The 22,806-nt window shown below is 39.3% G+C and carries 21 protein-coding genes; 12 read left to right on the top strand and 9 right to left on the bottom strand.

Going from position 1 to position 22,806, the window contains the following annotated elements:
* The first annotated feature begins 68 nt into the window (after positions 1 to 68).
* The 3 genes from trxB to GM920_RS20340 all read left to right on the top strand — a co-directional run bounded on the left by trxB (position 69) and on the right by GM920_RS20340 (position 3,774).
* Entirely contained in the window at positions 69 to 1,031 is a 963-nt protein-coding gene (trxB, locus tag GM920_RS20350) for a thioredoxin-disulfide reductase (protein WP_182960947.1), read from the top strand.
* 183 nt (positions 1,032 to 1,214) lie between these two features.
* Entirely contained in the window at positions 1,215 to 3,116 is a 1,902-nt protein-coding gene (locus GM920_RS20345) for a beta-N-acetylhexosaminidase (RefSeq protein WP_182960945.1), read from the top strand.
* Positions 3,117 to 3,153: 37 nt separating this feature from the next.
* Positions 3,154 to 3,774, top strand: a complete 621-nt coding sequence (locus tag GM920_RS20340; RefSeq protein WP_182960943.1) for a hypothetical protein — start codon at positions 3,154 to 3,156, stop codon at positions 3,772 to 3,774.
* A 100-nt stretch (positions 3,775 to 3,874) separates the two neighbouring features.
* Here GM920_RS20340 and GM920_RS20335 read toward each other — a convergent pair whose 3' ends face one another.
* Complete coding sequence (locus tag GM920_RS20335) at positions 3,875 to 4,507, bottom strand: response regulator transcription factor (RefSeq protein ID WP_182960941.1); 633 nt, start codon at positions 4,505 to 4,507, stop codon at positions 3,875 to 3,877.
* The gene (locus tag GM920_RS20330; protein WP_182960939.1) at positions 4,500 to 7,418 is read right to left on the bottom strand and encodes a ligand-binding sensor domain-containing protein; all 2,919 of its coding nucleotides are present in this window, start codon (positions 7,416 to 7,418) and stop codon (positions 4,500 to 4,502) included. Before GM920_RS20330 ends, GM920_RS20335 begins: the two co-directional genes overlap by 8 nt.
* A gap of 282 nt (positions 7,419 to 7,700) precedes the next feature.
* On the opposite strand from GM920_RS20330, the gene GM920_RS20325 reads away from it, so the two are divergent.
* Complete coding sequence (locus GM920_RS20325) at positions 7,701 to 8,558, top strand: helix-turn-helix domain-containing protein (protein ID WP_182960937.1); 858 nt, start codon at positions 7,701 to 7,703, stop codon at positions 8,556 to 8,558.
* An 84-nt stretch (positions 8,559 to 8,642) separates the two neighbouring features.
* Entirely contained in the window at positions 8,643 to 9,098 is a 456-nt protein-coding gene (locus GM920_RS20320; RefSeq protein WP_182960935.1) for a hypothetical protein, read from the top strand.
* A gap of 192 nt (positions 9,099 to 9,290) precedes the next feature.
* On the opposite strand, the gene GM920_RS20315 is transcribed toward GM920_RS20320, so the two are convergent.
* Together GM920_RS20315 and GM920_RS20310 are read right to left on the bottom strand one after the other, a co-directional pair.
* Entirely contained in the window at positions 9,291 to 9,890 is a 600-nt protein-coding gene (locus GM920_RS20315; protein ID WP_182960933.1) for a hypothetical protein, read from the bottom strand.
* Positions 9,877 to 10,374, bottom strand: coding sequence for an RNA polymerase sigma factor (locus GM920_RS20310; RefSeq protein ID WP_062549678.1), 498 nt, complete (start codon positions 10,372 to 10,374; stop codon positions 9,877 to 9,879). Before GM920_RS20310 ends, GM920_RS20315 begins: the two co-directional genes overlap by 14 nt.
* Before the next feature lie 147 nt (positions 10,375 to 10,521).
* Between GM920_RS20310 and GM920_RS20305 the strand changes: the two genes are divergently transcribed.
* The 4 genes from GM920_RS20305 (at position 10,522) to rpmA (ending at position 13,292) form a co-directional block, all read left to right on the top strand.
* On the top strand, positions 10,522 to 11,907 hold the full coding sequence (locus tag GM920_RS20305) for a dicarboxylate/amino acid:cation symporter (protein ID WP_182960931.1): 1,386 nt from the start codon (positions 10,522 to 10,524) through the stop codon (positions 11,905 to 11,907).
* Positions 11,908 to 11,945: 38 nt separating this feature from the next.
* Complete coding sequence (locus GM920_RS20300; protein ID WP_182960929.1) at positions 11,946 to 12,458, top strand: hypothetical protein; 513 nt, start codon at positions 11,946 to 11,948, stop codon at positions 12,456 to 12,458.
* An 84-nt stretch (positions 12,459 to 12,542) separates the two neighbouring features.
* The gene (gene rplU / locus GM920_RS20295; RefSeq protein WP_182960927.1) at positions 12,543 to 12,854 is read left to right on the top strand and encodes a 50S ribosomal protein L21; all 312 of its coding nucleotides are present in this window, start codon (positions 12,543 to 12,545) and stop codon (positions 12,852 to 12,854) included.
* Positions 12,855 to 12,911: 57 nt separating this feature from the next.
* Positions 12,912 to 13,292 (top strand): 50S ribosomal protein L27, encoded by a 381-nt coding sequence (gene rpmA / locus GM920_RS20290; RefSeq protein ID WP_182960925.1) that lies wholly within the window; start codon positions 12,912 to 12,914, stop codon positions 13,290 to 13,292.
* A gap of 58 nt (positions 13,293 to 13,350) precedes the next feature.
* Here the strand turns inward: rpmA and GM920_RS20285 are convergent, their stop codons facing one another.
* Positions 13,351 to 13,704: a helix-turn-helix domain-containing protein gene (locus GM920_RS20285; RefSeq protein ID WP_182960923.1), complete on the bottom strand. Its 354-nt coding sequence runs from the start codon at positions 13,702 to 13,704 to the stop codon at positions 13,351 to 13,353.
* 208 nt (positions 13,705 to 13,912) lie between these two features.
* Here GM920_RS20285 and GM920_RS20280 point away from each other — a divergent pair, with 208 nt between their 5' ends.
* Complete coding sequence (locus GM920_RS20280; protein WP_182960921.1) at positions 13,913 to 14,875, top strand: response regulator; 963 nt, start codon at positions 13,913 to 13,915, stop codon at positions 14,873 to 14,875.
* 49 nt (positions 14,876 to 14,924) lie between these two features.
* Here the strand turns inward: GM920_RS20280 and GM920_RS20275 are convergent, their stop codons facing one another.
* A complete protein-coding gene (locus GM920_RS20275; RefSeq protein WP_182960919.1) occupies positions 14,925 to 15,893 on the bottom strand; it encodes a polyprenyl synthetase family protein in 969 nt (322 codons plus the stop codon).
* A gap of 38 nt (positions 15,894 to 15,931) precedes the next feature.
* The gene (gene rnr / locus GM920_RS20270) at positions 15,932 to 18,061 is read right to left on the bottom strand and encodes a ribonuclease R (protein ID WP_182960917.1); all 2,130 of its coding nucleotides are present in this window, start codon (positions 18,059 to 18,061) and stop codon (positions 15,932 to 15,934) included.
* A gap of 174 nt (positions 18,062 to 18,235) precedes the next feature.
* On the opposite strand from rnr, the gene GM920_RS20265 reads away from it, so the two are divergent.
* Positions 18,236 to 19,129: a mechanosensitive ion channel family protein gene (locus tag GM920_RS20265; protein ID WP_235964599.1), complete on the top strand. Its 894-nt coding sequence runs from the start codon at positions 18,236 to 18,238 to the stop codon at positions 19,127 to 19,129.
* A gap of 27 nt (positions 19,130 to 19,156) precedes the next feature.
* Here GM920_RS20265 and GM920_RS20260 read toward each other — a convergent pair whose 3' ends face one another.
* The gene (locus GM920_RS20260) at positions 19,157 to 20,872 is read right to left on the bottom strand and encodes an ABC transporter ATP-binding protein (RefSeq protein WP_182960915.1); all 1,716 of its coding nucleotides are present in this window, start codon (positions 20,870 to 20,872) and stop codon (positions 19,157 to 19,159) included.
* Between the two features lie 95 nt (positions 20,873 to 20,967).
* Here GM920_RS20260 and GM920_RS20255 point away from each other — a divergent pair, with 95 nt between their 5' ends.
* The gene (locus GM920_RS20255; protein ID WP_182960913.1) at positions 20,968 to 22,281 is read left to right on the top strand and encodes a nicotinamide mononucleotide adenylyltransferase; all 1,314 of its coding nucleotides are present in this window, start codon (positions 20,968 to 20,970) and stop codon (positions 22,279 to 22,281) included.
* A 75-nt stretch (positions 22,282 to 22,356) separates the two neighbouring features.
* On the opposite strand, the gene GM920_RS20250 is transcribed toward GM920_RS20255, so the two are convergent.
* Entirely contained in the window at positions 22,357 to 22,797 is a 441-nt protein-coding gene (locus tag GM920_RS20250; protein WP_182960911.1) for a GNAT family N-acetyltransferase, read from the bottom strand.
* Positions 22,798 to 22,806 lie beyond the last annotated feature (9 nt).

The following is a 22,806-nucleotide window of genomic DNA, read 5'->3' as shown; positions in this document are numbered from 1 at the left end:
CCGGTATGCAGGTACTTGATAGGCGTTGTAGAAAAGTGTAATTTTGTAGTATAACAGAAAAAAATAATATGTCACAAGAAATAGAACACGTTAAATGTTTAATTATAGGATCAGGCCCGGCAGGATATACTGCAGCAATTTATGCAGCTCGTGCTGAACTGAAACCAGTAATGTACACCGGTATGGAGCCGGGTGGACAATTGACACAAACCACAGATGTAGATAACTTTCCAGGTTACCCTGGTGGAGTAATGGGACCAGAAATGATGGAAGATTTCCGTAAACAAGCAGAACGCTTTGGAACTGACATCCGTTTTGGTTACGTAAGTTCTGTGGATTTTTCTTCAATGCCTCATAAAGTAGTTGTAGATGATATTAAAACCATTACTGCCGATACCGTAATTATCTCAACAGGAGCAACCGCAAAATGGTTAGGCTTACCTTCTGAGCAAAAATATAATGGCTTTGGCGTTTCTGCTTGTGCAGTATGTGACGGTTTCTTCTTTAAAGGATTAGATGTAGCCATCGTTGGTGCTGGTGATACTGCTGCTGAAGAAGCAACTTATTTAGCTAAGCTTTGTAAAAAAGTATACATGCTGGTTAGAAGAGATGAATTCAGAGCTTCAAAAGCAATGGTTAGCAGAGTACTTAATACACCTAATATTGAAGTGGTTTACCATACAGAAACGCTGGAAATTTTAGGTAACGGTAAAAATGTAACTGCCGTAAAAGTATTGAACAATCAAACTAATGTAGAATCAGAGATCGCTGTAGATGGTTTCTTCGTGGCTATTGGTCATAAACCAAACACAGATATCTTCAAAGGCTGGTTAGAAATGGACGAAACAGGCTATCTGAAAACCATTCCAGGATCAACAAAAACAAATGTAGAAGGTGTTTTTGCTGCTGGTGATGTTCAGGATCATTATTACCGTCAGGCGGTAACTGCCGCAGGTTCAGGATGTATGGCTGCTCTAGATGCAGAACGTTACCTGGCTGCGAAAGAAGATGAAGTAAAAGTTTTATCTTAATCGATTATAAACCTTATTGAAAAGGCGGGATTCGTAAGAATTCCGCCTTTTTAAGTATCAAAGGTTTTTTTTATCTTGTGCATTCAATTTAAAGACTAATTGGAAGGAAATCAATGTTCAGTAAGCTGAAATACTAGAAATTTTTCCGGTTTTAACCAAACTAAAAAACACACAAGAAAACAAATGAAGAAATTATTTACAATTGCACTGTTGGCATTTATTGCAATAGAAGCTTCTGCGCAGCAGGATCAGAACATGGGCATCATTCCCGCTCCGGTATCTGTAAAGAAGTCTAATGGTAACTTTAAACTAGATAAAACGGTAGTTTTAATCTCTAATGAACCAAAAAACGCTAGAATGGCAGATTTGCTCAATGCCTTTGTAGCAAATAAAGCAGGATTTGCATTGAGAGCTGCAAAAGCTGCAACAGCAAACGAAAGAGCAATCATCCTGACTTCTGTAGGTGCCGATAAATTACCTGCTGAAGGTTATAAAATCGATATCACCGATAAAAAGATCACGATAGTGGGTACAGATGCCGGCTTGTTTTATGGATTGAAATCTATGATGCAGTTGATGCCTGAAAAAGCAAACAACCAGATATTGATCTCTACTGCTCAGATTAATGACTATCCACGTTTCAAATACAGAGGAATGCACTTGGATGTATCCCGTCATATGTATCCGGTAGCACTGGTTAAAAAATATATCGACGTGATGTCTGACTATAAAATGAACAATTTCCACTGGCATTTAACCGATGATCAGGGTTGGAGAATTGAGATTAAAAAATACCCAAGATTAACAGAAGTTGGTAGCAAGAGAAATGGAACCATTATTGGACATCACCCTGGTGTAGCTACTGACAATACAGAATACAAAGGTTACTACACACAAGATGAAGTGAAAGACGTGATTGCCTATGCTGCGGCAAGGTTCATCAATGTGGTTCCTGAAATTGAGCTTCCTGGTCATGCTTCTGCAGCAATTGCTGCTTATCCTGAGTTGAGCTGCTTCCCGGAAAGAGATACTTTTGTAGATCCAAAGACGCCTTGGTCTGGTAGCAGAAAAGGAAAGCAGGTACAACAAACATTCGGTGTATTTGATGATGTTTTTGTACCTAATGACAATACTTTCAAATTCCTGGAGAATGTTTTAGATGAAGTAATCGCTTTATTCCCTTCAAAATATATCCACGTTGGTGGCGATGAATGTCCAAAAGAATACTGGAAAGAAAGTGCCTTCTGTCAGAAAATGATTAAAGATCTGAACTTAAAAGATGAGCATGGATTGCAAAGTTATTTCATCCAGAGAATTGAAAAACATGTCAATTCAAAAGGACGTAGAATCATTGGATGGGACGAAATCTTAGAAGGTGGTTTAGCACCGGATGCTACAGTAATGTCTTGGAGAGGTACTCAGGGTGGTATCGCTGCGGCTCAACAAAGCCATGATGTGATCATGACACCTAATGGTGGTGGTCTTTATTTTGACCATAAACAATCTGAAACTAAAGATGAACCAACAAATATTGGCGGTTTCTCTAATTATACTAAGGTTTATAACTATGATCCAATGCCAACAGAATTGACTGCAGCGCAACAGAAATATGTGATCGGTGTACAGGCAAACTTATGGACAGAATATATTGAGACTCCTGCGAAAGTAGAGTACATGATTATGCCAAGGATTTTCTCTCTGGCGGAAATTGCATGGACACAACCTGAGCGTAAAGACTTGAAAAACTTCTCTGAAGAACGTCTTCCTGTACATTTAGCAAGATTAGATAAAACAGGTACGAACTACTGGGTGCCTACGCCACTAGGTTTAAATGAGAAAGTACTGACCGGTGAAACCATCAGCATCGACTTAACAGCACCAATGCCAGGAGCTAAAATTTACTATACTTTAGACCTTACCCGTCCATCTTCTGCTGCAAACTTGTATACTAAGGGAATGAAAGTTATCGTTCCTAAAGGAGAGAAGCGCACCTTGAAAACCATCGTAATTACGCCATCAGGTAAACAAAGTGTGGTCACAGAAACCATTTTAAACAATGGTGCGGCAGATGTAGTAGCGAAATAGGTTGCAGAACGAAACACATTGCATAACAAATATATAAATGAAACCAGGTAAATATTTCTCAAAGTTACCCCTGTTATTTGCAGGGCTACTTTTATTCGCAGCTTGCAGAGAGAGTGCTTCCGAAAAGATGACTGCTCAATCGACAACACCCAATCCAGCAGAAGCTAAAAAAGGTCAGTTTCCGTTTTACAAGGATATTGCTATCCGTCCGGGTGTTAACTTTGAAGTAGTCAGCTGGGGAAAAGGAGTGGATAGCGTAGGCGGATACTTGATCTTGTTGTCAGATACGCTGAAAAATAATTATAAATCTCTTTCCAATGAACGCAAGGGAATCATTACAGATGCCTGGAATATGGACCTCGATAACGATGGTAACCCAGAAATTTATATTGAGTTGCTCAGTAAGAAAAATGTCCTGGATCTGAATGTATATGAATATGCAGGTGGAGAGTTTAGAAAGATTAACTTCCCCCCACTAAGTTCTTCAATCAAGAAGAATTATGCAGGAGGTGATAAATTTATCATTAAAAATGGAGACCTGTTCCGCTCTGTTCCGGTGTTGGATGATAAGGATACGACCAATAAAGCAGGTAAAGTGAAAATGTTGCAATACCAGTTAAATGGAAATAGCTTTTCCACTAAGGAATTAAAAGAATAAGTTGTAAACCCATATTGGAAATCGAGAATAACGTTTCCTTTAATACCGTAAAGCGGCCGTATCTTCAAAAAGGATGCGGCCGCTTTATTTTTAATAATGTTTACACCAGTCTTTTATCTTTTGCCACCTGTATGGCTTCCGCTTTGGAATTTACATCTAGCTTGGTATAGATGTTCTTGGTATGTGTCTTTACCGTTTCTATTTCAATGAAAAGTTCCTTGGCGATTTGTCCTCGATCTTTTCCGATGGTGATTAGCTCCAGGATTTGTGTCTCTCTTTTGGTAAGTGGACTATCCTGGTTCTTTTGTAAGGAAAGAATCACGGTTTTGGCAACATCCGGGCTCATAGGGCCACCACCATTCAGTACATCCTTAATCGCCTCAATTAATTTAGCAGTAGGGGTGTTTTTAGTGAAATAGCCGGATGCTCCGTTTGCCAGGGCATCAAGAATGGTCTTTTCTGTTTCATAAACAGTCAGCATGATGATGTAAACCTGTGGTAATAGCTTCTTCAATAATGGAAGTGCATCAATGCCATTGGTACCTGGAAGCTGAATGTCCAGAATGATGACATCAGGTTGGTCTTTACTGATTTTATGTTTTGCAGCGTCAAAGGAAGGATAGGTAGCCACCACCTGATAAGGAGAAGTATGGTTAATTAAATAAGCATATCCTTCCCTGATGGTCTGATCATCTTCAATGATCACAATTCTCGATTCTGGCTGACTATACATTTTTAAGGCGCATTAAAGTGGAAAGACTAACTGCGAGCTTAATTTCCGTGCCGGTGGCGTTTGAATTGATATCTAGTTTTGCATTGATTCTTTTTGCTCTCACATTCATATTGTTTATCCCATGACCATCCATGGATCCTATAGGATCAAGCCCTTGCCCATCATCCTTTACGGTGATTATCAAGGTTTCCCTATCTACTGTTGCTGAAAACACAACCATCCCCGGTTTTGCGTGTTTCAGCGCATTGTGTATTGCCTCCTTAAAGATCATCAGCAGATTTCTGCTCACATCTAATGATAGTTTTCCATCGTAGCCCCCAAGATCAATATGAGATTGGAAGTCGACACTGGTATTGTTAAACATTTCCTTTCCAAATTCCTGGATATGTCCCAATAGCTCAGTTAACTTATCATTTTTAGGATTTAATGACCACAATATATCTTTAGTACCCCTATATAATTCATTTACATTGTCGTTGATTTTTGAAATGATACCTCTCTTTTCGGTGTCATCTTTATCAATCATACTGCTCAATACTTCTGATAAGACGGAGATTCGGGTCAGTTTGTTACCAAGATCATCATGAAAATCTTCAGCTGTCTGTTTTCTTACCTTAAACTGTTCTTCCAGTTTGATCTTTAACCTTAATTTTCGTTTGCGCTCATTTAAGTTCAGAATGATGTAAACCGCTAGCAAAATCAACAGGACAATGAGCACAAAGATAAACAATCGGAATACTCCTGTCTGATAATATGGTGGGGTTATTTCAAAAGAAAAGGAAGCGGTATCTAAGGAAGTAACCCCGGCTTTTGTGATGGCTCTTACCTGAAAAGTATACCGTCCCGGAGGAACTGAAGAGAAGTTTGTAGACGTATTACTGGTGCTTTCACTGTACTTATTGTCCAGGCCTATTAATCGATACTGATAAACCAAGCCTTCAGGATTGGCTAAAAATATGCCGGTATAATTGATAATTAAGTTATTCTGTTTAAAGGGCAGGGTAAGCATATTCCCTAGTTCATTTGCTTTGAAAACGGTTCGTTGTTTGTTTTGCCGACCTTGATTTTGGGCGAAAGCAGTGACAGAATTCAGGTATACAAAAGGTGGAACAGTAGGAGTTAGCTGATGATTTCGGTTGTAAACAATTGCTCCTTTTGTTGTACCCACCCAAATTTCATCATTGTGCTGTAGAATGGCATTCTGATTACACTCTACCAATAAATTGGGTTCATTGCTGTTTTGTACGACCTTAAAGTCTTTTGAATTGATCTTGTTGATGCCTTTACCTGTGCCAACCCATATTAGGCCTTGCTGGTCTAATAGCAAACTGTAGATGTGATCTGAGGCTAAACCCTGTTTTGTACTTAGTGTTTTTATTTTCCCGGTTTTCCGATTCCAGATCAGAATGCCATTGTCAGAAGTTCCAAAAAGCAAGGTGTTTTGTCCTGATTTTGCCATACAAAGTATGGAGGAGCCACTGAGCTGCGGGAGGTTTAATGGCCTGGTTTGGTTTGGTGTATTGATTGCGTATACCCCATCTTGGGTGCCAACCAGAATTTCTCCTTCAGCAGTTTCTAACAAGGCACTGCCAAATTGCTTACTCACCGATTGCAATTGCCTGGTTTTTTTGTTCAACAGAAAACAGCCCGCATTCGTCGAAACCCAAATTTGGCCTTTCTGATCTTCTAAAATGGCATTATAGGCAATACCTTGTTTATCCATGGCCATGGAGACCATATTTTTGCCATTGTAACACCATAGTCCACCATAAACAGTTCCGATCCAGATGTTTTTTTGACGGTCATTGTATAGGAAATTGATATTCTTGCTGTCTTCCAGTTTTGAGGGGATTGGGATTTCCTTTATTTTTCCATCCTGATATTGAAATAAACCGCCATAAGTACCAATCCATATTTCTTCATTGCGCGGTCCATTAGCCAAGCTCATGACTGTTTTACTGTTGAGTCCCTGAGATTCATCAAAAATGACATAATCCTGGTCTACATATCTGAAAAGACCTGTTCCGTCGGTCGCCAGCCAAATGTTGTTTTCTGCATCTTTAAAGATGGCGTTGACGGTATTGTTCGTAAAACCATTCTTTCCATTGAAATGAATCAGATTATTACTGGTCAGGTAGTAAGCCCCAGAACTGTAGCCGATCCATATATTGTTCTTTGCATCTTGTTCTATGGCCGTAAATTTACCGGATACATATTGGCGGATAGGGCTTTTATCCAAGCCATAGAGCCCATCGCCGGTCAGGAACCACAGTTTATCTTTGTGGCGCGAATCCCTAAAGAAATCAGTAATCACCAGCGTTTTTAATACCTCATTTTGCGGATGGGCAACCCAATGGCCCTGCTCCAGATAGAAAATACCTTTTTTGAGAATGGCTACTGCTACTTTCCCTTTGGCATCTACTTTTAAAGCCGTCACATTTTCTTGTGGATCATCACTGACCGTCAGAAAAGTAATTTGTTTTGCATCTGTTTTGAAAAGGCGGGAAGAGGAAAGTCCATAAACCGTTCCACCGGCACTGGTGACCAATTTGCTTACCCATTCCTTGGTTTGCGCATAGTTATTGAACAGATGCCCATTAAATTTGGAAATGCCACGCGCTGTACCTAGCCATAGGTCGTCATTTTTCCCCAAACTGAGTGCCAGGACGAAGTTGTTGTTCAGGCCATTGGTTTTGGTATAGCTGTAAAACTGCTTTCCATTAAAGCTGCTGAGGCCACCCAGTGTGCTGATCCATAAACGACGTTTACTGTCTTGTGTGATGGCCGTGACCTGCGATTGCGTTAAGCCGTCTTCAATGTCATATTGGCGGAAATTATAGCGCTGAGCGAAACTGCAGATACTAAATAAAAGCAGCGCCAATACCAGGGGGGAAATCGTTTTGTAATTCAATTGGCTAGGAATTCATGGTGTAAACCATCGTAAATATATTTATCCTGACAGAATTAAAAAATCCCCCTTAAAGGGTGATTTTTTATAATGGTGCAAATATACCCCTTAAGGGGGGAATAGATGCTGATATGCGAAGCTTAATTTTGGTAAATAAATTATAATAGAACTAATCCCTGAACCTGTTAATAGGAAAAAGGGTTGTTTTTGAGTTTTATGATCCTACTTGGAATCATATTCAGTTAAGGAAGAAAGAGATTATACAGCTGCTTAATTAAAAAGGAAATGACGTTTCAGAGTACATTGGTTGATAAAAATGAAGTGATTATGGAGTCTGCCTATGAGGCGATTCATAGTACTACAGCTGGGAAGTATGCCATTCAGATGATCTTTAACGGCGCTGCAGCATATACCATTGCCAATCGGGAGCTGAATCTTTATGCTGGTAATTTCATCTTTTTAAATCAGGATACTTCCTACTCCCGAAAAATTGATTCGGAGCGGAGAGTCGATTCGATGTCTGTACGTTTCGATCCTGATTTTGTCATTGATTTTGAATATGCAAGAACGGCTAAAACGGAGCTGTTATTGGATGAGCCGGAATCCCATCAAAGAAAAGCACCGGTTTTTGTAGAAGCGATTTATCCCTTGCAGGGGGATATGAAGTTTAATATGCTAAACCTTAAAAAGTATCTTGATCAAGGAAGTCACGATAATTTATTGCTGAACACCTATCTGGAACGTTGCCTGGTTAATTATTATGCAATCTATAATGAAGAGGTGATCAGTAGAGAGGCCTCCCTGAATTTTTTGAACCATACCACAAAATCAGAAATACTGAGGAGGCTAAGCATTGCCAGAGATTACATCATTAGTAACTATAATAAAAATATTTGCTTAGAAGAAATTGCCAGGATTGCCTGTCTTTCTGTGAATCATTTTCTAAGAACTTTTAAACAAGCCTACCATCAATCACCTCATCAATTTCTGACCAGCATCAGGTTGCGTCAAGCCAAATACTTTTTGCGGAATACGGACTATCCAGTGAATGAAATTGTGGACATCATAGGCTTCGAATGTACCAGTTCTTTTATCCGTCTTTTTAGAAATTCCTTCCACGTGACCCCTGGGCAGTATCGCTAGTTTTTTTGAATTATTGAAGTTAAAAGTGTTTTTAGCACATTGGTAATCAGTTATTTGAGCGATTTTTAATAAAAAAAGAAGCTCATGAAAAAGAACTTGTTAGCGTGCTTGTTGATGCTGTGCATCAGCAGTACATTTGGCTTTAGTCGCTCGCTAAATAACGATGATCAATTACTCAAAAAAACAGTAAATAGTAAACCCCTCAGCGTTGTCAATGCTTTTATTGAAGCAAGCGTGCATATGGATGCCAAGTTGTTAAAATTGGTATTGAACGAAAATGCAAAGATCTGTGTCTGCCTCGGGCAAAAAATAGGTAAACAATCTAAAAGTCAGTTGGTCGCGTTTTATAAAAAAATGGGCAACATTGATTTGAATTGCGAGTCAGATTATGAGATCATTTCCAGTAGCAATACATTGGTTGTAGTGCGGGTTGATCTTAAGTTCCCGATATTTATACAAAGGAATATTATTACAATGGAGCAGGGACCAGAAGGACTTTGGGAGATTACACAGGTAAATAGATTTAATGAAAATGTTTAACTTGGTGATTTTCGCTTATCAGGTACTTTGAATCCCACTTATCTTTGCCAAAGGTAAATCCAAAATAACTTCGGATGAATTAGATTTGGGTTAGTTAATAAAAAGGAAAAGTCATCTCCAAACTGAAGATGACTTTTTTTGTGCAAAAAAAAGGAGCTATGTACATAGCTCCAGTAGATTTTATAGCGATTTTTAATGTTGCTCCTTGAACTGGCTTCCCAGTCGCTCAAATTTTTCAATCAATAAAGAGATTCTTTCTTTGTCTTTTCTAATGACTGCTTTTCTCACCAATGTAGAGCAAAAGACCATCCACAGGAAGGTGAAAACCACGATGAGCACCTGCGCCCAGGTTGGCATATAGGTCACAATTTCGATGAGATATAGTGCTGAACCAATACTTAATGCAGCGGTATAGATCCAGTACATCTGATGATAAAGGTTGAATCTACTGATTTGATATTGTTTCAGCCGACTCAAAAATTCATTTGGATGGGTCGTGAAATCATTTTTAGAAATCAATAGGTGGCCTTTATATAATATAAAGGTAGAGGCGGCAATGGCAATAAGGACTACCGCAATTCCGGCATCAGTTGTCCAAGATTGAAAATCAAAGAATACCCAAAGGCTAGCTACGGCAAGGAAAGAGATGCCCATACCCACAATATTTAAGATCGATTTCCTGCGCATGGAATTTACTTCCTTTTTTGCCTGTGCCAGCATTTCATCCGAAGAGAGTTTAACCTCTACAGAATGGGATTGCCAAAGCGATTGTATATGATCAAATTCTTGCATGCTGATTGTATAATTCGGTAAGTTTTAATTTTATGCGGTGGATTTTTACCCTCAGGTTCCCTTCGCTAATTCCTGAGATGTCCGCGATTTCATGGTATGGCAATTCATCCAATACCATGGTAATGATCAAACGGTCATTTTCTTCGAGTTGAGAGATTGATTTATAGAGTAAAGCGACCTGCTCATTTTTTTCTGAGAGCTCTTCCGGACGCGTTTCAATAATGTTTTCAGTGAGTTCGTCTTTTGCCTGACGCTTTTCAGACCTTAAATAGGTAAGGCAAGTGTTTACAGCAATTCGGTAAATCCAAGTGGAGATCAGCGACTTGTTCCTGAATTTGTCCAGGTTCTGCCAAACCTTTAAAAAAGTCTCCTGAAGTAGGTCATTTGCAGCGTCTTGATCGCCCGTGTAACCGTAACAAAGGTGGAATATTTTTTTGGAATTGGTGTCGAAGATTTGTTTAAATAACAGGTCTTTCTCTTTCAATATGCGTCTTTTTATTATTTGGTTAGATAAAAATATAGCTTTTTGTTACAAGTTGAATGTATAAAATTAGTTGCTTTGGTAATATAATTTATAGAATAAACTAATTGTTGTAGTTTTACAAACTGTATAAATACTTTAAAAGTTAGTATGTCAAAAAATAATAAGTTAACATTTTTCATTTTTCTAGCCTTGGTATTAGGCGTTGGATTAGGATATTATTTAAATGTGCATTCATTTAAAGATCACAATGAGAACATTGCCAAAGCAGAGACACACCTCAAAAATGTTGAAGTAAAATTACTCAACCTTAAAGACACTACAGTTGTGCAGTATGCAGAACTGAATGCGGAGAAAGTGCTGGCACAAAAGGAAAGAGCAAATGCGGAAGCAGTGAGAGAGAAGAGTTTGGAGCCACTTACTTTACTAAGTGATATCTTTTTGAGATTGATCAAAATGATTGTAGCTCCCCTTGTTTTCAGTACCCTGGTTGTTGGTGTTGCGAAAGTAGGTGATATCAAAGCCGTAGGGAGAATTGGTGGTAAAACTATGTTGTGGTTCATGAGTGCGTCTTTATTGTCGCTGATTCTCGGAATGATTATGGTGAACCTCTTTAAACCAGGATTGGCTATGAATTTACCACTTCCACCAGCAAATGCGGATACAGGGATTCATAAAATAGCGCTGTCGATGAAAGATTTCATCTCCCATATTGTCCCTAAAAGTATGACAGAGGCGATGGCAACCAATGAAATTCTGCAAATTGTAGTGTTCTCTCTTTTCTTTGGAGTAGCTACAGCAGCAATAGGAGAGAAAGGCCAGATCATCATTAAATTTTTTGATGCAGTAGCGCATGTCATCCTTAAAGTAACTGGCTATGTCATGAATTTTGCACCTTTTGCCGTATTCGGTGCGATGGCTGCAATTGTAGCGAAACAAGGTCTAAGCGTATTGTCTACCTATGCCATATTTATCGGTGAGTTCTATGGCAGTATGTTACTGCTTTGGGTCGTGCTGATTCTGATTGGCTGGTCCATTCTTAAAGGTCGGGTGTTTAACCTGATGAACAGGATGAAAGAGCCGGTATTGCTGGCTTTTAGTACGGCAAGTAGTGAGGCCGCTTATCCTAAAACCATGCTTCAACTGGAGCGTTTTGGGTGTAAAGATAAAATTGTGAGTTTTGTATTGCCATTGGGTTATTCCTTTAACCTCGATGGATCCATGCTGTACATGACCTTTGCTTCCCTGTTTATTGCCCAATCTTATGGTATACATTTATCTTTTGAGCAACAGATTACCATGCTTTTGATTTTGATGTTGACCAGTAAAGGGATTGCAGGTGTGCCTAGAGCATCTTTAGTCGTGATCGCAGGAACAATTGCCACTTTTAATATTCCGGAAGCCGGACTGGCTTTATTGATTGGTATCGATCCATTGTTAGACATGGGTAGATCGGCAACTAATGTGGTTGGTAACAGTATCGCTACTGCAGTGGTCAGTAAATGGGAAGGTGAGCTGACTGAGCCACTCGACTAATTCTTAACACACACACAAATAAATACAATACATATAACATGAGTACAAGAGCGAAGAAAATCTTCTTATTATTAACCATTGTCGTTCCCTTCCTGGCCTATTGTGTCATTTATTACACGCCAATGTTTCGTAATGCGCCTTTTAAATCTACAGAATTCGAATCTATTGAATACAAATGGGGCGTAGGTAACAACCTGGAGAACACTTATAATTCCGCAACAGGGGATTATCAGTATGTGGATGGGAGAGACTCAGTGATCAAGACTAATGTAAAACTGCGTCACAATGATATGCTTTATTTACACAGTAAAGCTGCAGAAATTGGTTTTTGGAATTTCCCGGACGTCATTGCCAACCAGGGGACAAATCTGGATTCTAATAAGGCATTGCGTTATGAGATCACCTTCAATTACAAGAAAAAATCTAAGAAGGTAATTTTCCTTATGGATTATAATGAGATCCCTAAATTAAAGGGGCTTGCAGAGCAAATGAAAACCCTTGTGTCACAGAGTATCAATGACGCAGAAGAAAGGTATGGAAAGAAAAAGTAAATCTGTTGCGGATTTAAAATAATTAATTCTATATTTGCACCTCGATAAAAAAAATAAACAGTTTAAAATAATAATTATTTAACAATGTACGCAATAGTAAATATAGCAGGACAGCAATTCAAAGTTGCAAAAGACCAGCACCTTTTTGTACACCGTTTGCAAGGAGATGAAGGCGCTAGTATTGAATTTGACAATGTATTGTTGGTTGAAGAAGATGGTAAAATTCTAGTAGGTGCTCCTACTTTGAAAGGCGCTACTGTTTCAGCTAAGATCGTGTCTCATTTAAAAGGTGATAAAGTAATCGTTTTCAAAAAGAAACGTAGAAAAGGTTACAAAAAGAAAAATGGTCACCGCCAGTACTTCACTAAAATCCAGATCTCTGGTATCAGTTTATAATTAATTGTTAAACAAAACGAATTATCAGATCATCAGATAGTTCATAAAATATAAATCATGGCACACAAAAAAGGAGCCGGTAGTTCGAGAAACGGACGTGAATCGCATAGTAAACGCCTTGGTATCAAAATCTTTGGTGGACAGGTAGCAATCTCTGGAAACATCATCGTACGCCAACGCGGTACAAAACACCATCCAGATAAACATGTAGGTATTGGTAAAGACCATACGCTATTTGCTTTAGTTGATGGTACTGTAATCTTCAAAAAGAAACAAGATAATAAATCTTATGTTTCTATCCTGCCTTTTCCAGTAGTAATTACTGAAGAAGAAGTTGTAGCACCAGTTGCTAAAGCTGAAAAAGTAGCTGCTCCAGCAACGGACGAAGCTGCTCCAGCTAAAAAAGCACCTGCTAAGAAAGCTGCTAAAGCAGAATAGTAGAACAATATTTGAAAAGGGCCATGACGTAATGTTATGGCCCTTTTTTGCTTACCGCTTATTTTGCGGATTTTACTTTTAACAGGTCCAGTTCTTCCGCTAACTTATCAACGGTTGCACTAAATTGCTTTAAGGTGTTCTCCAGGTCTAGAATGAGCTGATTAGCCATACCAAAGCGATCCTCATTCTCCTCCTCTATCCCATGAATCAGCCAATGGTAAGTCTTGCCATAATATCTGGCGAGTTTATGTAGCGTATGAAAAGAAGGATACTGATTTCCAAGTTCTATTTGAGAATAATTGCTTCGTGATAATTGGAGTACTTCCGCAATCAATGACTGTGAAAGGCCGTTCTTTGCCCTCAAATCTTTAATCCTTTCCCCAATATCCTTCTTTGATAGAATTTCTTGCATAACTAATATATATTTCGTTGATTTGCGTTGATTACAAATGAGTTAATTGTTTGATAAATAAGGCAATTATGACTCCATAAATAGGTCAGGGTGTTAGTTTATGATAAACAGAATTCAATTATGTTAATTATAAGGCTAATGAGGATAGACCAGGAGGGAAGTGTTTATGATTGTTTAAACTCATTAAGTGCTTTAAAAGACTTAAAATATGCCAATTAGAAGGATTTGCGAAGCTGCAGACTGCTCGTTTTTTACGATTGATAAAAATTACCTACTGGTGTCTTTTAACCTAGAGGCTCAAAATGATCTGGATAGTTTTTTGATTAAATCTCCCTCAATTGGGGACTTGGCTGTGGAAATCATTGCACAGAAATACAGGAAGAATTTTCAAAGTTTACTCATTAGGTGTTTTGCCGGACACAGTTTTAGTATAGCACAGCGGTTCGGTATTGAAAATACCAACGACCTATTTCTCCAAATTATCTTTACACCGTTGTTTAAGGATGGGCTGGTACATCAGGTATTGTGTACGCTTGTGAATGATAGCCATCATTTCGGTTCCTTAAAAATGATCGGTGAATATTCACATCTGACTTCACACGAATTAAGAGCACCCATTACCAATATCCTGAGCTTATCAACGCTCAGCAACTATCAGCAGCTGGAAAATTTTGAACTCGCTAAAATCAATCAATTACTGAATGATATCAACCTGCAAGCGCTGAAACTGGACGGGATCATTAAAATGCTCAATTCCATGATGCACAAGCAGGAAAATGAAGATCCTTTTGCCGAATTGAATGAAAAAGCCGATACCAATCATATTGTGCTCGTAGATGATGATATCATTACCAATAGGTTGCATCAGATGCTGATCAGGAAACAGTATACCGAGAAGAAAATCGCTTTGTTCAATGATCCCGAAATTGCTTTAGGATACATTAAAGAAAATAATCCGGACCTGATCTTGCTGGACTTGCATATGCCAGAAATTGATGGTTGGAAGTTTCTGGAGATGATGGAAGCGCATCAGATCTATGTAGACGTTATTATCGTTTCTTCTTCGATAGATCCAAGAGAGAAATTGAGGGCGAAATCTTTTATGTGTGTAAAGGATTTTTTCGTGAAACCTCTTACCGCAGAAAAAGTAAAGCAGCTATTAGAAGATTAGTTGTTTCCCCGATAGCTGCTTTATGTAGGCTAATTAGATTTTAAGCTGCTTAGTGCTCTCTATTCATAAGTTGATTAGATAGTAGTAGTAATTCCCCTTTTCTTTCCTCAGGGACCGCTAATGCGCTCAGTGCCTCGAAGGCTTTGTCAGAATAGTTTCTCATTTCTACGCTGGCCAGCGCCCTGATGTCGTACTTATTGTATAAATTCGTCATGTTGGCGATTTTATCCGTGAAATCTGTGTTGGTACTTTGCGCTCGCATTTCCAATAAATCAGCAGGCTCAGCCAATTCTTTTAATTTTAGCAGGAGTAAGGTTTTTTTATTCGCAATAATATCACCACCAACCTGTTTCCCGAATTTCTCGGGATCTCCGTAAACGTCCAGAATGTCGTCTTGTAACTGGAAGGCAATCCCGATATTTTCTCCGAATTCGTACAGTGTTGCAGCTTCCTCTGGACTGGCACCCGCCACCTGAGCCCCTAGCTTCATCGCTCCACCTAACAATACCGCAGTTTTTAAACGGATCATGTTGATGTATTCAGAAATACCCACCTGTTCACGTTCTTCAAATTCCATGTCTAACTGCTGACCTTCACAAACGCCTTGTGCGGTGGTATTAAAGGTATCCAACGCGTCTTTAAGTACGCTACTGTCTAGCATAGAGAGGTGCTTATTGGATTCTACCATCATCACATCGCCACTAAGGATGGCATTGTTAACTCCCCACTTTTCATGTACACTTTGCTGGCCTCTGCGTAAAGGTGCATTGTCCATGATGTCATCATGTATTAAAGTGAAATTATGAAAGGTTTCAATCGCCAATGCAGCAGGGATCGCTTTTTCAATACTGGTGCCAAATAAATCAGCAGCCATTAATACCAATGCTGGTCTGATTCTTTTGCCACCAAGGCTCATGATATAGCGGATCGGCTCATAAAGTCTTGCAGGGTGTGCAGGGTATTCGATCTTATCAATAGCATTTTCTATAATTTCTTGTAATTGGGTAGGAGTATACATGTTTTTTGCAAAGGTGTTTACCGAAGTATCTGTTTTAATTATTGGATTAAAGAAAAATCTATTTGTCTTTTGGAGAGGTCAACTTTTTTCACTTTCACTTGTACTTCATCGCCCAGCTGATAAGTTTTCTTTTTACGCTGGCCTACAATACAGTAGTTTTTTTCGTCAAGCACATAGAAGTCGTCCGTTAAGTCCCTCAGGCGAATCATGCCCTCACACTTATTAGCCATTAACTCAATGTACATGCCCCATTCGGTTACACCTGAAATAATTCCCGTATAGGTGTTTCCAATATTGTCTTCCAGGTATTCCGCTTGTTTATATTTGATCGAAGCACGTTCCGCATCTGCTGCACGTTTCTCCATTGCCGAGGAATGAGAAGCAGCGATTTCATATTCTTCCTCATTTGCGGATTTCTCCTCATTCAGATAAGCAGCAAGGAGGCGATGTACCATCACATCAGGGTAACGTCTGATGGGAGAGGTAAAGTGGGTGTAATGGTCGAATGCCAAACCGTAGTGACTGGTTTTCTTAGTCGTATAGACGGCTTTTGCCATAGAACGGATGGCCAGTTGTGTCAATACGTTTTGTTCTTTTTTACCTTCCACATCTTCCATCAGATAGTTCAGTGATTTCGCAATCTCTTTATCAGATTTTGTGTTGATCTTGTAACCGAAACGCGCTGCAAAAAGTGCAAAAGTATTTAACGTTTCAAGGTTAGGAGAATCATGTGAACGGTAAATGAAAGTGTATTTCTGTTTGCCTTTGCCTTTTTTAGCGATAAATTCTGCTACTTTTCTATTAGCAAGTAACATGTAATCTTCAATCAGTTTATGGGCATCTTTACGTTCTTTTACATAAACGCCAATTGGCTTGCCAGTCTCATCCAGTTTGAATTTAACCTCTGTGCTCTCAAAGCTGATGGCACCTTCCTTGAATTTCTTTTCTCTAAGGATGTAAGCAAGCTCGTTCAGTTTCAGAATCTCTTCTGCATGGTCGCCTGCTTTAGTTTCAATCACTTCTTGTGCTTCTTCATAGCTGAAGCGTCTGTTAGAATGGATTACGGTGCGACCAAACCATTGCGTGATGATATTTGCTTTTTCATCCAGTTCGAAAACAGCTGCAAAGCATAGTTTATCTTCATTTGGACGTAAGGAGCATACTCCGTTACTCAAGCGCTCTGGAAGCATCGGAATGACTCTGTCTACCAGATAAACTGAGGTAGCCCGGCCATAAGCTTCTTTATCCAGGGCTGAATTAGGTCTTACATAGTGAGATACATCGGCAATGTGGACTCCAATTTCGTAGTTTCCATTTTCCAGTTTCTTGAAGGAAATGGCATCATCGAAATCTTTTGCATCGGCAGGGTCAATCGTGAAAGTCACGGTATCTCTGAAATCTCTGCGACCTTCGATTTCTGCAGGGGATACTTGCTCAGGAATGGCATTCGCCTCTTTTTCTACTTCCGGTGGGAAGCTCAAAGGGAAGCCATACTGCGCTAGAATCGCATTCATTTCTGTATTGTTCTCTCCTTGTTCTCCAAGGATAGTTGTGATTTTGCCAATAGGATTTTTCGCCCCTTCCGGCCAATCTGTGATGCTTACTTGAACTTTTTGCCCGTTTTTAGCGCCATTAAGGTCACTTAAAGGCACAAAAATATCATGGAGCATTTTCTTGTCGTCCACGTTTACAAATGCGAAACGGTCTGAAATCTTAATGACACCAATAAAGTCAGTTTTTGCACGTTGAATGATCTCTACAACTTCTCCTTCATTCTTGCGGCCGCTTTTCTTGGCGTAGATGTAAACTTTTACTTTATCGCCATGAAGCGCATTGTGAAGTTTACGGGAAGAAACAAATACGTCTTTTTCAAACTCATCGTCAGGAACGATGAATGCATTACCATCAGCTGTCATGTCGACTTTTCCAATGATAAAGGTTTTCAGGTCTTTCAACCTGAACTTGCCACGTTCCGGTTCAGCGAAAATGCCCTTTTTAGCCTGTTGTTTTAATATATCGAGGATAGTTTCCTTAGCATCGGAATCTGTAATGTTTAATTTCGCGGAGACCTGTTTGTAATTCAGGGCCTCTTTGTTGCTTTTCTCCAGAACATCGCTAATTAATTGTATTAAAACGAGTTCTAAGTGAGATGATTTATTTTTTGCCATAGTATAGATATGAATCATTCGAAGGTAACAATTTGAAGTGGAAAAGCTGTCAAATGCCCAGTTAAATGTCTTTAATACGGCAATAGGAAGGTGTAGATGCGGTTAAATCTGTGATAATGGATGGCCGATTTTTGTATCTTTGGATAAATAAGGTTTTATTAAAGAATATAGGTTTTGATAACAATAGAAGATAAAGAGCGGGAAACAGGTAAAGAATTGATCATGATTCTGATCAAGGCATTGATTTGCACAGCGCTGATTTATTTTGCGATCAAAGTACCTCAGCTGTATACCGAGTATCCTTTTTTAGGGAAATTAAGTAAGGGTTTTATTCTGTTTTTAGGCCCGAGTTTGCTCGTTTCTATCCTGAGGTTGGTGGTGATCTACTGGTACATCAAGAAACACAGACTGAAAAAGAACATCAAGGATAACTTTATTCTGGGAATCAATAGGGTGGTTTCTATTTTTAATACCGTGTTTTTTGCGCTGGCATTGACGGCCTTGTTCAGCATAGATCCTAGAGAGCTGGTGTTTAGTGTATCGATTGTGGCGGCGGCATTGGCGGTGACTTTCAAGGATTACATCACCAGTATGATCAATGGATTGATTATCATGTTTTCAGACCGCCTATCATTAGGCGACTATATCAAATTAGCGGAACATGAAGGGAAAATTCTGGACATTACCTTGACCAATATGATTCTTCAGAATGAGGATAGTGATATGGTAATCATTCCAAATTCTGTGGCTTTTGGTTCTGTGATCGTGAACCAATCCAAGCAAAACACCAAGAAATTAAGTATAGAATTTGACTTGTCGCTACGGTATGGTTATACCCCTGAATTTCTAGAGGAATACCTGACAAAAGCGATTGAAAATGATGCTGATAATGTGGTAGAGGGAGGTTTGTCGATAAAGACGATTGCCATCAATAAAGATGTGGCCATTTTTAAGGTGATGGTGCTTTTGAAACACTATGATAAGGTAAAAGAGCGTGCTGTTAGAAGGTTACTGAATACCGCTTTAATCAAACTGGCCAGCGGTCCTGGGGAACCGGAAATTCATTAAACCTAAAATTTACTGTATTTGCGCTGACTAATTTTTGCCGGATGAGCCAGGTATTGCTGCAATCAGTTTTTTGGTATACTCCGCTTTAGGATGGAAGTAAATTTCTTCTGGAAAACCCAGTTCTTCTATTTTTCCTTTGTTCATCACCAGGATGCGATCGGAAATATGTTTGACTACAGAAAGATCATGGGAAATAAAGATATAAGTCAATCCAAAATCCTGTTGTAGCTGCCTTAACAAATTAAGCACCTGTGCCTGTACGGAAACATCTAAAGCAGACACTGATTCATCACAAATGATGAATTTTGGCTGTAGAGCCAATGCTCTGGCGATCACAATCCGTTGTCTTTGTCCACCAGAAAACTCATGGGGATACTTGTTGAATGTTGCCGGATCTAAGTCTACTCTTTCCAATAACTCCAATACATGGGCTTTTCTTTTCGTGTCATTTTCGAATAAACCATGGACTTGTAAAGGCTCCATTAACGCGTTTCCTATCCTAAGTTTTGGATTTAAAGAGGAGTAAGGGTCTTGAAAGATAATCTGTATCTCTCTTCTCATTTTTCTGAGTTCAGCTTTATGGAGTAGCGTAATGTCTTTTCCTTCGAAAATGAGCTGTCCGGATGTTGGGTTGATTAGCCTTAGAATGCTCCTGCCTAAAGTGGTTTTACCACAACCAGATTCTCCAACAAGACCAAGTGTTTCGCCAGGGAACACCTCAAAACTTACCTGATCTACTGCCTTGACATAATCTGTGGTTTTTCCGAAAAGACCCTTTTTTATAGGAAACCAGGTACAGAGTTCTTTGACTTGCAACATTGGCGATTTGGAGTACAATTCCTTTCTCCTGGTGGCAATTTCGGATTCGGTGTAGGTATTGCTGTCCAGTAGATGGGCCAGAGCCAGGTTGGGGTCTGCCGATAAAAAATCAGCTACTACCGGGAGCTTTTTTAGCAGGCGGTGTGGGTTTGGCCGGCAAGCCAATAAACCTTTGGTATAAGGGTGTCCGGGATGGTCAAATAGCTGTTTAACGGATCCCTGTTCCACAATTTGTCCCTTGTACATCACCGCCACCTCGTCGGCAATCTCTGCAATCACACCTAAATCATGTGAGATAAAGATCATCGCCATTCCCCTTTCTTTTTTGATCCTCATTAACAGCTCAAGGATGGTCTTTTGGACCGTAACATCTAAAGCGGTGGTGGGTTCGTCTGCAATTAAAAGCTCTGGGTTACAACTCAGTGCCATCGCAATCATGACGCGCTGTTTTTGTCCGCCAGACAATTGATGTGGATAGCTTTCAAAAATTTGCTCCGGACGGGGCAAATGCACTTCCTCAAATAGAGCAATAGTTTTTTCCTTAGCACTTGCTTTATCGCTATGCTGATGTAACATAATGGCTTCCTGAACCTGGTATCCGCAGGTGAATACCGGATTTAGGGAAGTCATAGGTTCCTGGAAAATCATCGCAATTTTGTTCCCTCTATACTTTCGGATTTCTTCCGGAGAGAGGTTGAGCATATCGATTTTGTCAAATTCAATGTCGCCACTTACCTTAGTGTTTAAGGGATCATGAAGCCTCATAATGGAAAAAGAGGTGACAGATTTTCCGGATCCAGACTCTCCAACAATCCCCAATACTTTTCCCTTATCCACCCGGAAACTAATGTCAGTCACCGCAGTAAGCCAGGATTTGTCTGCTTTATTTAGGAATTGTATGTTGAGGTTGGTCACGTTTAGCATCTGACAACCAAGGTAGTGTTTTGATCTTTAATTTTTTGAGCCAAGATCGGTAATTTTATGGCCTGAATTCCGTCTTATTGTGTTATTTTTGCAGCATGGAAAGAGAAATTCTGGATACCAAGCGTAAAGCTTTGAAGATTAACTTAAACCCTAAGATTTACGGAACTTTTGCGGAGATAGGTGCAGGACAAGAAGTGGCGCGTAATTTTTTTACTGCGGGTGCTGCCTCAGGAACGGTTGCTAAAACCATGTCGGCTTATGATATGACTTTCAGTGATGCGATTTATGGGGTAGAAGAATCAGGAAGGTATGTTAGTCAATCCAGACTGTTAAAAATGTTGAGCCATGAGTTTGGCCTGCTTAATGAAAGATTGAATGGGGAGAAGTATGACGACCGTACTTTCTTTGCTTTCGCAGATACGGTTACGACTTTAAATTACAACAAATCAAATGATCCTCACGGCTGGATTGGTATTCGTTTTCAATCGGAACCAGGAGGGGAGCCAAATGAAATCTTTTTCCATGTAAGATTACTAGATACTGATGCAGCATTACAGCAAAATGTATTGGGTATTATTGGTGTGAATTTAGTTTATGCGGCTTTCTATTACAACAATGATCCTAAAACCATGATCGAATCTTTAGCAGATAACCTGACTGTAGGTTCTGTAGAGATCGATTTAATTTCTGTGAGTGGTCCTGCTTTTGGAAAGATTAATAATATTCTTTTGAACCTTTATTTAATTGTGAAGGACTTTTCTGATGCCGCGATTTTTGATTCATTGGGAAACCCTTGTTTGCCGAAAGACTTGCTTTATAAAAAGGATATCATGATTTTACGCACCAAATACGCGCAGAAATCAAATCCTAACTTTAGTATGTTGAATAAGGCAGTAGATCAGTTTGTGCGTTCAGAAAGTGTAAGCAAAGAAAATCTAAGTGTATTAATCGAGGTACTTCTATCCAATGTATTGAGCGCCGGAGATGATGAGCCTGAAAGCTTTGACCTGGAAGCCGTTGCAAAACGTGCAGAGGATATGTGTAAAACAGGCAACCTGGTTATGGTGTCTAACTTTGCCAGACACAATAAATTGGCGAAATACTTAGATCGTTGTAAGCCAAAAAGTGTTGGGATCTCGACTAATATTAACAACCTTAAATTTGTATTTAACTCTAGTAATTTCGGAGAGAATTACTCAAGCCAGTTGTTAAGCTATGTGAGTGATATGTTTAGTAAAAATGTACGCTTATTTGCCTATCCTTTCCTGGATAAAAAGACAAATACTGTAATTACAAGTGCGAATATGCCTGTAACTCCGGATGCAAAACCATTGTTCGACTTCCTGATTTTAAATGGTTATATTGCTGATATTAAGGATTATAGTGAAGGGGATGTGAAAACGGTATAAAGCGTTCTGAAATATAAAAAATAAGGCCGGTCTTCATTTAATGAAGAACCGGCCTTATTTTTTTATGCGCTGTGATTAGTTGTTTAAATAAGCATCTTTAATGACGATAGCCATTAATCGATCTGGATGATCAACCTGTTTGAATCCAAATTGTGCATATAGACCATGTGCATCCATTGTAGCCAACATATACCTTCTCAATCCTTGTAAATCTGGATGAAAAAGCATTAAAGACATTAGTTTTTTAGATAACCCTTGTCCGCGGTATATTTCTTCAACATATACATCTGCGAGGTAAGCGAAGGTTGCGCGATCGGTAATCCACCTAGCAAAACCAACCTGTCTCCCTTCATAATAAATACCAAAACATAAGGAATTAGCAATCGACTTTTTTACGGTTTCCAGTGGGATATTTTGTGCCCAGTAAGATTGAGTGCTTAAATAATGGTGAATAGCAACCGGATCGATTTTCTGAGGGTCATCAGAAAATACAAATCCACTGTCAATAATTTCCATCGGCTTGTG

The organism is Pedobacter gandavensis (assembly GCF_014172405.1).
In the GTDB taxonomy this organism is placed as follows: Bacteria; Bacteroidota; Bacteroidia; order Sphingobacteriales; family Sphingobacteriaceae; genus Pedobacter; species Pedobacter gandavensis.
Note: the sequence above shows the minus strand (reverse complement) of the source record. Positions and strands in the feature narration are given on the sequence as shown.

Coding starts and splice junctions, on each gene's coding strand:
- trxB (WP_182960947.1), top strand. CDS start 69: ATGTCACAAGAAATAGAACACGTTAAATGTTTAATTATAGGATCAGGC.
- GM920_RS20345 (WP_182960945.1), top strand. CDS start 1,215: ATGAAGAAATTATTTACAATTGCACTGTTGGCATTTATTGCAATAGAA.
- GM920_RS20340 (WP_182960943.1), top strand. CDS start 3,154: ATGAAACCAGGTAAATATTTCTCAAAGTTACCCCTGTTATTTGCAGGG.
- GM920_RS20335 (WP_182960941.1), bottom strand. CDS start 4,507: ATGTATAGTCAGCCAGAATCGAGAATTGTGATCATTGAAGATGATCAG.
- GM920_RS20325 (WP_182960937.1), top strand. CDS start 7,701: ATGACGTTTCAGAGTACATTGGTTGATAAAAATGAAGTGATTATGGAG.
- GM920_RS20320 (WP_182960935.1), top strand. CDS start 8,643: ATGAAAAAGAACTTGTTAGCGTGCTTGTTGATGCTGTGCATCAGCAGT.
- GM920_RS20315 (WP_182960933.1), bottom strand. CDS start 9,890: ATGCAAGAATTTGATCATATACAATCGCTTTGGCAATCCCATTCTGTA.
- GM920_RS20305 (WP_182960931.1), top strand. CDS start 10,522: ATGTCAAAAAATAATAAGTTAACATTTTTCATTTTTCTAGCCTTGGTA.
- GM920_RS20300 (WP_182960929.1), top strand. CDS start 11,946: ATGAGTACAAGAGCGAAGAAAATCTTCTTATTATTAACCATTGTCGTT.
- rplU (WP_182960927.1), top strand. CDS start 12,543: ATGTACGCAATAGTAAATATAGCAGGACAGCAATTCAAAGTTGCAAAA.
- rpmA (WP_182960925.1), top strand. CDS start 12,912: ATGGCACACAAAAAAGGAGCCGGTAGTTCGAGAAACGGACGTGAATCG.
- GM920_RS20285 (WP_182960923.1), bottom strand. CDS start 13,704: ATGCAAGAAATTCTATCAAAGAAGGATATTGGGGAAAGGATTAAAGAT.
- GM920_RS20280 (WP_182960921.1), top strand. CDS start 13,913: ATGCCAATTAGAAGGATTTGCGAAGCTGCAGACTGCTCGTTTTTTACG.
- GM920_RS20275 (WP_182960919.1), bottom strand. CDS start 15,893: ATGTATACTCCTACCCAATTACAAGAAATTATAGAAAATGCTATTGAT.
- rnr (WP_182960917.1), bottom strand. CDS start 18,061: ATGGCAAAAAATAAATCATCTCACTTAGAACTCGTTTTAATACAATTA.
- GM920_RS20260 (WP_182960915.1), bottom strand. CDS start 20,872: ATGCTAAACGTGACCAACCTCAACATACAATTCCTAAATAAAGCAGAC.
- GM920_RS20255 (WP_182960913.1), top strand. CDS start 20,968: ATGGAAAGAGAAATTCTGGATACCAAGCGTAAAGCTTTGAAGATTAAC.
- GM920_RS20250 (WP_182960911.1), bottom strand. CDS start 22,797: ATGGAAATTATTGACAGTGGATTTGTATTTTCTGATGACCCTCAGAAA.